The sequence below is a fragment of the Nonlabens dokdonensis genome, assembly GCF_002162835.1.
GTDB classification, from domain to species: Bacteria; Bacteroidota; Bacteroidia; order Flavobacteriales; family Flavobacteriaceae; genus Nonlabens; species Nonlabens dokdonensis_B.
In genome coordinates, this window is sequence record NZ_MAAX01000044.1 from 1 (window position 1) to 13,362 (window position 13,362).

Sequence of the window (13,362 nt, forward strand, 5' to 3'; positions counted from 1 at the left end):
TAAACATGTTCCAGAAGAATATTGGAGAACATTGACTCAAAAAGTGCGCAACAATAATGACAGGCCTATTTATCAAATAGGAGAAACTTACGGTTCTTACGATTTGATTAGAAGCTATGTAAGTACAGGAATGTTAGATGCGCAGTTTGATTTTAACCAGTATGATGCTGCTGTTTCCGCTTTCGCGAAAGCGGATAGCGATTATGCAAACTTGACAGAAACCTTAAAAAAAGGATTAGAGTATTACGGTCACCATCATTTGATGGGAAATATCTCGGGAAATCAAGATCGAGCAAGATTTATAAGTTATGCTAGTGGCGATGTGAGATTTGATGAAGACGCAAAAAAAGCCGGCTGGACCAGAGACATAGTCATGAGTGATTCTACCGCTTATGACCGATTAGGTATGTTGCAGGCTTTTAATATGACCATGCCAGGCGTGCCGGTGATTTATTACGGTGATGAATATGGATCAATAGGAGCAAACGATCCCGATAACCGCAGGATGATGAAATTTGATGGGCTTTCTGATCGAGAAAGGAAATTACGCGAGTTAGTTCGAGAGTTAGTAAAATTAAGACGTAATTCTATGTCGCTCATGTACGGGACAACTCAAGTGATGTCAGAGAACAATGGGATTTTGGCTATTCAACGTAGCTATTTTGGAGAGCAAACGACTGTTTTCTTTAATGAAACCGGCTTGATTTTAAATATGGAGAATAATAATGAACGCTTTCGCGAAAGCGGAACCGCAATCAATGCTATTGTTAATGAGAAAAATATTCAAATTAAACCTGGTAACTTCATGATTTTACAAATGAAGAATGAAAAAATGAAGTAAAAGTGACAAATAGCGCATCAAAAAACTAATATTGAAATTCAATTACCCAAAACATAAATTAAATGAAAAAATACATTTTAGGATTACTTACATTGACCCTAATTTTTGCTTGTAAAGAAGACAAAAAAGAAACTGTTGAGGTAGCAAAAACTGAAGAAGTTACCTATTCACCTATACAAGATGAAGATCTTGAAAATGCTATCATTTATGAAGCAAACATAAGGCAATATTCTCCAGAGGGAACTTTTAACGAGTTCACAAAAGACATACCGCAGCTCAAGGAATTAGGTGTAAAAGTAATCTGGTTAATGCCTGTTTTTCCTATTTCTGAAAAGAATAGAAAGGCTCAAGGAGATCTACTAGTGGAGGATATTAAAGATCCTAAAGAAAGAGAAAAGTATTTGGGCAGTTACTATGCTGTAGCAGATTATGAAAAAGTGAATCCAGATTTAGGAACCCAAGCAGATCTCATGAAATTAGTTGAGACTGCTCACGAGAATGGAATGTACGTCATCTTAGATTGGGTTGCAAATCACACCGGTTGGGATAATGTATGGATAAAACAATATCCTGATTTCTACACTAGAGATGACAAAGGAAATATGATGCATCCTGCAGGTACTGACTGGACAGACACAGCAGACTTAAATTATGATAATCGCGATTTATGGGATAGAATGACTAAAGCGATGTCTCACTGGGTGACTGAATATGGTATAGATGGTTTTAGATGTGATGTAGCTCATGAAGTTCCTACAGAGTTCTGGAACTATGCAACAGCTCAACTACAAGACCAGAAGCCATTATTTATGCTGGCTGAAAGTGAAAAGAAAGATCTTTTTAAACAATCCTTTGATATGGGATATAACTGGGAAGGACATCATATTATGAATGAGCTGGCTCAAGGAAAAGCGAGTGTAGATAAATGGGATGAGTATATGGACCGCAACGCAAATAATTATGAGAAGGATGATATCTTAATGAATTTTATAACAAATCATGATGAAAATTCATGGAACGGATCGGTAAATGAAAGAATGGGGAATAAAGCTCAAACAATGTTAGCATTCTCATATATGATTCCAGGAATGCCTTTAATTTATTCAGGGCAAGAATACGATATGGATTACCGATTAAAATTCTTTGAAAAAGATACCATTCCTAAGACCAAGGGTAAAACATGGGAGATCATGAAAAAGTTAGGTGCGCTTAAAGCAAATAATCCTGCATTAAATGGTGGTAAAAATGCCGCCAGTTACACACGTCTAAAAACGAGCGATGATACTAGTATTTATGCTATTAAAAGAGAAAAAGATGGAGAAACAATTTTCTATGTAGCAAACTTCTCAGAAGATAGACAAAATGTTAAAGTAGAAGGTCTTGAAGGTACTATTTCTGATGCTTTAAGAGGTGGTTCTACAAAATTCACTGATGAAAACAGATTAGACTTACCACCATATGGTTATCGTATTTTTATTTTACAGAAATAATAATTACCATTATAGGTATCATAGGCTCTCTTAAAATAAGAGAGCCTATTTTTTTTAACCATTTTTTATGGCGTCACTATCTTTTCTAGTCTTAAGCATAGATATTCCTGCAAAGAAGAAAACAATACCTAGTAAAAGACATGGCCACGTAGCAGACCCCATATTCATGGTGCCAAAGGCTCCTAATACACCTAATACTAGTGCGATGGCACCGCCTACAGCCATAATAATTCCGAATATTTTAATCATGATATAATATTTTAAGATTGATTTTAATAAATATAAGCTCTTATAAATCTCACTTCACAGAAGTTAGGAAAACCTTAGTGATATTTTAAGTCAGTCTTATGTTTTTTGATTAGAACTGATAGTTTATAATTCATATTTGTTAATTTAACCCATTAAATAATTAAACATGCAAAAGACCTATTACGATCCTAAGGATCTTAAAAAATTTGGTAAAATAACTGATTGGAGTGAAGAACTAGGAGAGAAATTTTTTGATTACTACGGTAAAGTATTTGAAGAAGGAGCTTTAACTGCCAGAGAAAAATCTTTGATTGCTCTAGCAGTTTCTCATACAGTACACTGCCCTTACTGTATAGATGCTTACACTAGTGACGGATTAAAGAGAGGAATCACCAAAGAAGAAATGATGGAGGCTGTGCATGTTGCTGGAGCAATTCAAGGTGGCGCTACATTAGTTCATGGTGTTCAAATGATGAATAAGGTGAATAAATTAGAGATGTAGTAATTCCAGAGTGGGTGCTGTATAAGTGATAGCATTCCTATACTAGTTAATTACTAGAATTTTGAGCCTGGCAAACCTTGTTAGTGATATTTGGGATTTAAAGGATTGCAATTTATAGTAATTTTCTTAAGAGGAATACAGAATTTAATAATAACGGCTGGCTTCATTTCAAACGCAAATGAACTCAGTTGTTAATTCATCCTATGTCCTTGTATATTATTCCTAATTAATGAGACATAGTATGTAAAGTGACAGTTTTGTGAGAAATAGTCACTATTTATGCAAACCATAAGTGCCACTTGTGCGTACTTATAATAATTGAAAAAACGACACCATTATAATGGCTGTAAACACAAAAACCTCTTTAAAAAAGAGAGATTCAGACTTAGCAAATATTAATAAGCAAATGCAAATCCTCAATGGAGAACCATTTTCTAACGGCGAGTTGCCTTCATTTGCAAAGAAACTGAAAGAAATAAATGAACTACCACTTAGACCTAATACACTAGAAATTCTTCAAGTGAATGTAGGTTATATGTGTAATCAAGTATGTGCACACTGTCACGTAGACGCAGGTCCAGATCGTAAAGAAATCATGACACGCGAGACCATGGGACAAATTCTAGATGTCATAAAAACAACAGGCGCTCATACCTTAGACCTTACTGGTGGCGCTCCTGAGATGAACCCAGATTTTAGATGGTTTGTAGAACAAGCTGCAGAGGCTGGAATTAAAGACTTTATCGTTCGTTCTAACTTGACAATCATAAGAGCAAATCCTAAGTATTATGATTTGCCAGATTTTTTTAAAAAACACAATATTCATGTTGTCTCCTCGATGCCACACTGGACTAAGGGAAAAACTGATAAGCAGCGCGGTGATGGAGTTTTTGATAAGTCTATCAAAGCCTTACAAGAACTAAATGATCGTGGTTACGGTATGCCAGGCAGCGATTTAAAGTTAGATTTAGTGTATAACCCTAGCGGCGCTTACCTACCAGGAGATCAGGCGAGCATGGAGAAGGAAATGAAAGCCGCTTTATTAGAAGATTTTGGAATACATTTTCATAACCTATTTGCGATTACTAATTTGCCTATTGCTCGTTTCTTAGATTATCTAGTTGCCAGCGAGAATTATGAAGATTACATGTATGCCCTAGTAGAAGCTTACAATCCAGCTGCAGTTGCAGGTGTGATGTGTAAGAATACTATTTCTATATCTTGGGACGGCTGGTTGTACGATTGTGATTTCAATCAGATGCTAGATTTAAAGGTGGATAATAAAATCCAGCACATTAAAGATTATAATGAAGATCTATTAAACGATCGTAATATTCAGATTTCTCAACATTGTTATGGCTGTACAGCTGGAGCAGGAAGCAGTTGTCAAGGTGTAGTTGCTTAACTCATGATCAAAAACGCACATTTAAATACCGCTATTCTCCTTTTTGCACAAACTGCAAAAGCAGATGCTTTACATAAGCCTCTCGCACATAATGGTGAGTTAATTGATGTGCTCAATAAACAAGTAACAAGAACTGCAAAAGCCTCTGGATATGATTTCTATCATTTTACGGAAGTTGAGCAGCGAGGTGTAGGATTTGGTACTAGGTTTACTAATAGTATTCAAGATGTTTTTGATAAAGGCTATGATTCTATTGTTTGTTTAGGAAACGACACGCCTTTACTTACAATAAAATTGATTCAAGATGCTGCCGAAGCTCTCAACAAGGGTAAAGCAGCTAAGGGAAAATCCTTAGATGGTGGTCTTTACCTTATCGCCTTGCACAAGAAAAATTTTGATGCATCGGCATTTCAAGGATTGCCATGGCAGTCTTCTCATTTAGCAGTTGCTTTTAATCGATACATTACTGCTCAAAATCAAGAATTAGAAGTTTTAGAACCTCTAGCAGATCTTGATACAGAGCAAGATCTTGAAGATTTTCTTTCTGGAAAAGATGCTCATCGTTCCATTATAAGATTACTTTTAAGTACGCTTTCGCGAAAGCAAACTCATTACCAATACTTTCATAAGAAGACAATCTCTGTTATTTCTCTTCTTCCTTTGAATAAAGGATCGCCAAAGGCAGCTTAATTATCAAAGCTCAAGCCTTTAAGGCATTTCAATCATTTTTTATTTTATTTCATGAAGAGAATTACTCTAGTCATGCTACTCCTATGCGGTATTATGGGAGCAGCTCAAATTTCTATTACAGGAAAAGTCAGCGATAGCGCTGGCGATCCCATACCTTTTGCAAACGTTGCAGAGAAAGGCACTCAAAACGGTACAACCACAGACGGCTCCGGTAACTATACAATTACTGTAGCAGATAACGCAACATTAGTAGTGTCTTTCATAGGTTATCAAACCGCGAGCGTTCCAGTTAAGAATGAAACTGTTATAAATATTACTCTCGAAGAAGGCGACTCACTAGATGAGGTTATTGTTACAGCATTAGGTGTGAAGCGCCAAGAAAGAGAACTAGGTTATGCCGTTCAAACGCTAGATACAGAACAAATTCAAGAGGTAAAATCGGTCAATCTGCTGGATAACCTTCAAGGTAAGGTAGCTGGAATTACTGTAACACCTGGTGCAACTGGTGTTGGCTCTTCTTCAAGAATTACCATTCGTGGTGAGGCCAGTTTTTCAAATAACAATCCGCTATTTATTGTAGATGGAACGCCTATAAATAACAATACGGTGTTTAACTTCTCTAATGAAGCCGCAGCAGGTTTTCAGGAAGTAGATTTTGGAAATGGTGCTGGAGAAGTGAATCAAGACGACATAGAAAGTGTATCGGTTCTTAAAGGTCCTGCCGCAGCAGCTCTTTATGGAACTCGTGCAGCAAATGGTGCGATCATTATTGAAACTAAAAACGGTGGCAAACAAAAAGGTCTTGGGATATCCTACAACACCAGTTTCTTTGTAGACACAGCATTCAAATTGCCAGAATTTCAAAATGAATACGGTCAAGGTCAAGGTGGCGTTTTTGAATTTGTCGATGGTTTAGGCGGTGGCGTTAGTGATAACATTACCTATTCTTGGGGACCACGATTGGACCAAGGAATTTTAATACCACAATTTGATAGTCCAGTGACTTTACCAGATGGTACCGTGGTGCGTGGTGGAGATACCTCATTATATAGCGGTTTACCTATTACACCTACAGCCTTTCGTAGCAATCCAGATAACCTGAAGGATTTCTATAACACTGGTCACACATTTATCAATAATATCGCTATTACCGATGGTTTTGAAAAGGGTGATTACCGATTAAGCTTTACAGATTTGCGTAGTGAAAGTATTATTCCAGGAGTTGATCTCAATAGACAGACTGTTGCTGCAAAATTAAACTTTACACCCAACGATAAGACTAAAATTAGAGCCAGTATTAACTATGTGAATAGTGAATCTGGAAACAGACCATCAAATGGTTATGGTAGTGAAAATGTGAACTATTCACTTGTAGCTTGGGGACCACGATCTTTAAATATTGATAACTTGAGAAATTACTGGCAGCCTGGATTAGAAGGCGTGCAACAGTATTCTTTTAATTATACGTTCTTTGATAACCCTTATTTCATACTGCAAGAAAATCGCAACAGTTTTGGTCGCGATCGATTGTTTGGAAATGTCTCGCTTTCGCGAAAGCTGACACCAGAACTTACTGCATCGATTAGAACAGGAATGGATTACAGTAATGAGAAACGCCGATTCATACGTAATTTTTCTACCAACCGTTTTAGAAATGGCGCTTATGCAGAGCATGATGTGTTTTACAGAGAGATCAACACAGATTTCTTGCTTACCTATAAAAAGCAGTTGGGCGATGTGAATTTTGAGGCCAGAGCTGGTGGAAATAGGCTCAATCAAACAGCTTCTACAACGCAGGTGCAAACTACAAGTCTTGCGCAGCCTGGAATTTTCTCCTTAAATAATGCCGCAAGTCCTATTGAGAGTTTCGGTTTTAGAAGTGAGAAAAGAATTAACAGTTTGTACGCTTTCGCGAAAGCGGGATACAAAAACTTCCTTTATCTAGATGTTACTGCTCGTAACGACTGGTCCAGTGCGCTGGCAACACCTTTTAGCGCAGATAATACGTCTTTCTTTTATCCTTCTATTTCTTCAAGCTTTATCTTGAGTAACGTGGTTTCATTACCGAAGGAAATTGACTTTGCCAAAATTAGAGCTAGTTATGCACAAGTAGGTAATGATACTGATCCCTACCAAACGCAAGGAACATTTATCTCGCAGGTGAATGTAAATTCACAACCTACTTTTTCAAATCAAGATTTTATTCCTAACCAAAACCTAAGACCAGAAACTACTTCTAGTGTGGAATTAGGGTTTGATATTCGCTTTTTAAAGCAACGCATTAATTTAGATTTTACGTATTACAATGCATTGACTGAAGATCAAATTTTGTCACTTCCTATAGGTATTGCATCTGGATTTAGCCAGCAAGTAGTGAATGCTGGTGCGGTGAGAAATCAAGGAGTAGAAATCGTTTTAAATACCATTCCTGTAAGAACAGAAAATTTTGAATGGAGTTCTACCGTAAACTTTGCTTCTAACAGAGCGATTGTAGAAGATTTACCTCAAGAAGATGGACGTTTAACATTAGCTTATTCTAGAGTGTACGATAGTCAAGATCAAACCGTATGGCACCAAGTAGAAGAAGGCGGCAGGATAGGAGACCTATATGGTACTGGCTATTTAAGAAATGAAGATGGTGAGTTTGTACTTACTCCAGAAGGACGTTTTATCGCAGATCCTGAATTGAGAAAACTAGGAAACTACAATGCAGATTTCACTATGGGGTTCAATAATAGTTTTAGGTATAAAAACTGGGATGCATCCTTCCTACTAGACTGGCGACAAGGCGGAATTATCGTTTCAAGAACATTAGCCTTAGGAGCCGTAGGTGGACAATTAAATGATACAGCAAACAGACCGGATGCAGGAATAGTTGCAAACGGTGTCATCAACACAGGAACAGAAGCAAATCCTGTTTACGTACAAAATACTACCGCTGTAAGTGCAGAAAGTTATTACCGTCAGTTTTATGATCGTAATCATGAAGAGAACAATGTTTATGATGCGAGTTATTTAAAGCTACGTCAGTTTTCAGTTGGTTATAGTTTTAGTTTAAATGAAGGAGCTTTGGGTTTATTCAATGACGGCGCAGAAATGAGAGTTTCACTTATAGGAAGAAATTTATTTGCCTTTAGTGAGATTCCACATTTTGATCCAGAACAATTGGCTGTTCAAGGACAAGGTTTTGTAGGTGGAGTAGAAGATATGTCTTACGCTAGTACTAGGAGCATAGGAATTAAAGCGGGAATTACATTTTAAAAACAAGTTTAAACCTAAGTTTAAGCTTCAACTTAAACTTTTACCATAAGAATTATACAAATGAAAATAATATATAAATACATATTGCTCTTTGCATGTTTAGGCATCGCAATATCTTCTTGCACTAACGATTTTGAAGAAATAAATACTAATCCTAATGCTCCAGTAAGCGTGCAGCCTAGTTTGCTTTTAAGACAGGTGATCTACAATTATGGAGAAGAAATGTCTTATGAAGGTTTTGTCGCTGGTGGCTTGTTAAGTCAGCATATGACAGCGTTAGACTTCAATTTGTTCGATAGACATGCATTAAAAAGTCCGCAATTAGGTGGAAATCCGTGGCCTATTTTTTATACTAATTTGAGAGATAATCAAATCATCATTGATCAAGCCCAAGAAACTCCAGCATTTGCAGTTTATGAAGGTCCTGCTTTGATTTTTAAAGCTTATATGACCGCTGGATTGACAGATATTTTTGGTGATGTTCCTTATTCGGAAGCTTTCCGTGGACTGGACGGAATTGTAGAGCCTAAGTATGATCTTCAAGAAGATATCTATTTACAACCAGGCGGAATTTTAGATAATCTAGATCAAGGAATTGCAGCTATAGAAAATTACAATGGTTCTATTGCTTTAGAAGGTGATGTGCTTTTTAATGGCGATTTGACTGCTTGGGTACGTTTTGCTAATAGTTTAAAGATAAAAGCACTGATGCGCATTTCAGAAAAAGAGAACGTAAATGCTAGACTGCAGACTTTGTTTGATGATCAAAATTACATTGCTTTAAATGATCAAAATGCGGTGTTTAATTTTTCTGATAGTGAGCCTAACAACTTCCGTATGGCGCGATTGAGAGCAGGAGATTTCAACAACTTCGTCATGAGTGAAACCATGGAAGAGGTTCTTGAGGATTTAAACGATGCGCGTATCAATGTACTTTTTAGACCTAGAGGTAATAATTCTAATGGAGATGATTTTGAAGGTTTATTAAACGGTATCGATGCATCATCTACTTCCGTCACTCTAGCAGATTATTCTCTTGCAGGGACTATTTTCAGAGAAAACACAGGAATGTTAGATGCTAATTACATGACGGCATGGGAAACCAACTTTTTACTTGCCGAGGCGGCAGAAAAAGGGTTGATCACTGCACCAGCACAACAATTGTATGAAGCAGGAGTAACGCAAGCACATGAATACTGGAATACAGAATTACCAGCAAACTACTTAACAACAGATGCGGCTTATGGTGCAAACGGTAACGATCCTATTGAGCAAATTATAACTCAAAAATGGATCGCTAGTGTCATCAACGGTTATGAAGGATGGATCGAGTATAGAAGAACTGGATTTCCTGAATTGAAAACTATTTCGGCTAGTTTTAATAATGATCTCATTCCTGTAAGAATGCCTTATCCTGCAGAGGAAGCATCACTTAATGCTGATAATTACAATGTCGCTGCAAGCGCCACAAATGATAATGATATCAATGTGCCAGTTTGGTGGGATGAGTAGATGAAAACGAATTTGAACTTGAGTTTAACTCGAACATAAATTGAAAATAAATTTGATAAGAGTTTGAATATTAAATATCAATCAATAAATATAGAATGTGTAAACTGAAAAATATTTCATTAAACCATTCTTGACTGCGCTCAAATTGACATTTTTTTAAACTTAAACTTAAACTTAAACTTAAACTTAAATTTAAACTTGGATTTCCTAACCCAAACATCAACCTTACAATGGTTACTGATTATAGCGAGTAGTGTGATCTTTTTCATACTAGCGCCATATGCAAAAGATGTTGCTACATTCTTTAAGGCAGAGCATCGTGGTAAGCAACCCAATATGGTAATGCTTACTGGAAGTTTGATCATATCTTGGATCTTCGCCAAAAGTATTACCAATGCTGCCAACTTGGGATTGGAATTCGGTCTAGTCGGTGGTGTGGCTTATGCAGGTTATTACCTTTCTTTTGCGGTGGCAGGTATTATTATATACCAATTAAGAACACAAGGTAATTTCACTAGTATTCATCATTTTTTAACCGATAAATATGGTAAAAGAGCTGTTGGTTTATTTTCTATTTTGATCAGTTTTAGACTGTTTAATGAAGTTTGGTCTAATACTATGGTTATCGGGACTTACTTCGGAGAAATGGGAACTACCGCTTATTACGCAGCTCTTGTCGTTTTTACTTTAATGACATTAGCTTATACCTTAAAAGGCGGATTGAGCAGTTCCATTTTTACAGATGTGATTCAGATGGTGCTTTTTTCAATCTTACTCATCATCATTTTAGGAGTGATTTTCAATGAACCAGAAGTTAACGCTGGAGAAATGATCACTTCTGGAACTTGGTCCATGGAATTAGGTCTGAATCTCTTCTTTGCGGCAATTTTACAAAGTTTTAGCTACCCATTCCACGATCCAGTGTTAACTGATCGTGGTTTTATAACAAGTCCTAAAATCACTCGCAAGAGCTTTTTATGGGCAGCAGTTTTAGGCGGTATTTGTATTGTTCTATTTAGTTTGGTCGGTGTGTATGCACAACAATCTGGATTACAAGGTCAGGCAGCTGTTGAGGTGGCAAAAAAACTTGGAGTAGTTCTGTTGCTCATTATCAATTTTATTATGATCACCAGCGCAGCAAGTACTTTAGATAGTACATTTTCTAGCTTTTCAAAAATGCTTACGATCGATTTAAATCTAGGAAAAACAGTTTCTTTCGGTAGATTAATGATGATTCTTGTTGCAGTTCTAGGAACTATTCCTGTATTCCTAGATGCCGAAATCCTTAGTGCGACCACCATAAGTGGTACCATGGTCATAGGTCTCACGCCAGTTTTTATGTTATGGAAAAGAAAAGTACCACAAAGCAGTTATTTTTTATCCGTATGTTGCGGTTTATTTTTTGGAATATTGCTCGTTTTTGAGTGGTTTCCGTCACAACTTATTTTTACCGCAGGAAAATATGCATCACTTTTATGGATCAACGTTTATGGAATCTGCTTTAGCTTCCTTTTATTCTTACTACCAGCATGGATAAAAAGATCATAGATTTAGGTCGTAAGACGGGAAAAATGCTTCTTTTTGGAGGTGTTTACAGCAATTTACAAGCTTTACAAAGCTTGATGCAAGTAGCCCAGCAACATGGTATCGCACCAGGAAATTGTATTTGCACAGGTGATATTATAGGTTATTGTGGTCAGCCACAAGAAACGCTAGATCTATTCAAAAATTGGGACGCAAACAGTATTTTGGGTAATGTAGAAATTCAGTTGCGAGACGATCAAGATGATTGTGGTTGTGATTTTACTCAAGGCTCTCGTTGTGATAATTTTAGTGAGATATGGTACGCTTTCGCGAAAGCGAACTTACACACCAGCTCAAAAGAGTACTTTAAAACATTGCCCGATCATATAACATTCAATTATGCTGGGAAAAAAGTAGGAGTAGTACACGGAAGTTACGATCACGTTTCTCAGTTCATCTTCAAATCTACAGACTGGGAAAAAAAACAAGCTAGTCTGGACGCTCTAGATGTTGAAGTTATCATCGCTGGACATTGCGGTTTGCCGTTTGTAGATCAAAACGTAAATCAGTTATGGCTTAATCCAGGCGTGATAGGAATGCCTGCAAATGATGGTAATTTACACACCTGGGCAATGATCATAGACGATGCTAATGGGTTAGAATACCAGCACATTCCACTTTCTTACAACCATGCAACTGCAATAGAGGAGATGAGAAAAAACCAGTTGCCTAATGAATATGCTCAAACTCTAGAAACCGGAATCTGGGATAACATGGAGATTCTTCCAGAAGAAGAGCGATTATTAAAAGGTAAAAAACTAGAATTGAGTTCTTATTAGTATTTTTATGAATGGATTAAGTTTTCAGTTTTCTCTTTTAACCATTAAATTTCACCTAATCACATGATCCCAAAATGGTTTTATAAACTCCTTATCGCTATGTGCGTTATCAGTCTATGCATCATAGGTTATAAAATTGCCGATGGTGAGCGCAACCGTAGTTTTATATGGTTCGGCTTTTTATTTTTAATGGCGATATGGTATGCATTACGTCAGTTAAGAACCAAAAACTAAGTCGTTAGCTCTTAAAAAACAGGCATTCTTAAAGTCAGTTCGCATAAATCTATTATTTTCACATCATGGCAATTTTTAAACGTGATCCTTGGATACTCGATATTTACCGTACTTACAGTGGTGAAAGTCATCTTTATGTAAGAGGCCGCGCTCTTGAAGACCAGCCATTAAAACATTATGAGCAGCAAACCTTGTATCAAACCTTGCGCAATACATGGCGTACGTTTAAGACCGATGAGATAAGAAATGCTCAGGTAAAACTGACCTTACCTAACGGTAAATTTTTTGAGGTGAAAGCAGACCATGAAGGCTATTTTCTTTTTAATATCGCAACCGATTTCAACTTGCACGATCTTACTGATAAAGAAGGATACTTACTCCTTACAGTCAGTTTTATTGAAGATAATGCTGCTTTTGCGAAAGCGAAACGACAAAAACGCATCAAGATCAATAAGTTCACTGGAGAGACTTTAGTGCCTTATTCTGAGGCAGCGTATGGTGTGATAAGCGACATAGACGATACTATAATGCATACTGGTGTGACCAGTTTTCTCAAACTGCGTGTCGCATTCAATACCTTCTTTAAAAATTACGATCGCAGACTGCCACTGAAAGGTGCCGCTAGTTTTTACCAACTTTTGCATCGTGGTGCGTCTTCAAAAGATCAAAACCCCATGTTCTATTTAAGTAACAGTCCATGGAATTTATACAAGTATCTAGAGAAGTTTCTAGACTTTCACGGTTTTCCTAAAGGTCCGATTCTACTAAGAGATTTCCCGACGCCATGGGACAGAACGCCTAAATTAAAGCGTCCT

The 13,362-nt window shown here is 36.9% G+C and carries 12 protein-coding genes; 11 read left to right on the forward strand and 1 reads right to left on the reverse strand.

Annotated elements, in window-relative coordinates; genetic code table 11:
* Positions 1 to 841, forward strand: an 841-nt coding sequence (locus tag A9Q93_RS02670) for an alpha-amylase family glycosyl hydrolase (RefSeq protein ID WP_303685836.1), incomplete at its 5' end; no start/stop codon positions are given.
* Positions 842 to 903: 62 nt separating this feature from the next.
* Entirely contained in the window at positions 904 to 2,331 is a 1,428-nt protein-coding gene (locus A9Q93_RS02675) for an alpha-amylase family glycosyl hydrolase (protein ID WP_303685837.1), read from the forward strand.
* Positions 2,332 to 2,385: 54 nt separating this feature from the next.
* On the opposite strand, the gene A9Q93_RS02680 is transcribed toward A9Q93_RS02675, so the two are convergent.
* Complete coding sequence (locus A9Q93_RS02680) at positions 2,386 to 2,580, reverse strand: hypothetical protein (RefSeq protein ID WP_303685838.1); 195 nt, start codon at positions 2,578 to 2,580, stop codon at positions 2,386 to 2,388.
* 166 nt (positions 2,581 to 2,746) lie between these two features.
* Between A9Q93_RS02680 and A9Q93_RS02685 the strand changes: the two genes are divergently transcribed.
* The 9 genes from A9Q93_RS02685 to A9Q93_RS02725 form a co-directional block, all read left to right on the forward strand.
* Positions 2,747 to 3,082, forward strand: coding sequence for an arsenosugar biosynthesis-associated peroxidase-like protein (locus tag A9Q93_RS02685; protein WP_303685839.1), 336 nt, complete (start codon positions 2,747 to 2,749; stop codon positions 3,080 to 3,082).
* 340 nt (positions 3,083 to 3,422) lie between these two features.
* The gene (gene arsS / locus A9Q93_RS02690) at positions 3,423 to 4,487 is read left to right on the forward strand and encodes an arsenosugar biosynthesis radical SAM (seleno)protein ArsS (RefSeq protein ID WP_303685840.1); all 1,065 of its coding nucleotides are present in this window, start codon (positions 3,423 to 3,425) and stop codon (positions 4,485 to 4,487) included.
* A gap of 3 nt (positions 4,488 to 4,490) precedes the next feature.
* Positions 4,491 to 5,177 carry a DUF2064 domain-containing protein gene (locus A9Q93_RS02695; protein WP_303685841.1) on the forward strand — a complete coding sequence of 229 codons (687 nt, stop codon included), beginning with the start codon at positions 4,491 to 4,493 and terminating at the stop codon, positions 5,175 to 5,177.
* A 51-nt stretch (positions 5,178 to 5,228) separates the two neighbouring features.
* A complete protein-coding gene (locus tag A9Q93_RS02700) occupies positions 5,229 to 8,438 on the forward strand; it encodes a SusC/RagA family TonB-linked outer membrane protein (protein ID WP_303685842.1) in 3,210 nt (1,069 codons plus the stop codon).
* A 60-nt stretch (positions 8,439 to 8,498) separates the two neighbouring features.
* The gene (locus A9Q93_RS02705) at positions 8,499 to 9,950 is read left to right on the forward strand and encodes a SusD/RagB family nutrient-binding outer membrane lipoprotein (RefSeq protein WP_303685843.1); all 1,452 of its coding nucleotides are present in this window, start codon (positions 8,499 to 8,501) and stop codon (positions 9,948 to 9,950) included.
* Positions 9,951 to 10,148: 198 nt separating this feature from the next.
* Positions 10,149 to 11,498 (forward strand): sodium:solute symporter, encoded by a 1,350-nt coding sequence (locus A9Q93_RS02710; protein ID WP_303685844.1) that lies wholly within the window; start codon positions 10,149 to 10,151, stop codon positions 11,496 to 11,498.
* Positions 11,480 to 12,313 carry a metallophosphoesterase gene (locus A9Q93_RS02715; RefSeq protein ID WP_303685845.1) on the forward strand — a complete coding sequence of 278 codons (834 nt, stop codon included), beginning with the start codon at positions 11,480 to 11,482 and terminating at the stop codon, positions 12,311 to 12,313. The genes A9Q93_RS02710 and A9Q93_RS02715 overlap by 19 nt, the downstream gene beginning before the upstream one ends.
* Positions 12,314 to 12,376: 63 nt before the next feature.
* Entirely contained in the window at positions 12,377 to 12,547 is a 171-nt protein-coding gene (locus tag A9Q93_RS02720; protein WP_303685846.1) for a hypothetical protein, read from the forward strand.
* Positions 12,548 to 12,612: 65 nt separating this feature from the next.
* Positions 12,613 to 13,362: phosphatase domain-containing protein (locus A9Q93_RS02725; RefSeq protein ID WP_303685847.1), on the forward strand; the 750-nt coding region annotated here is incomplete at its 3' end.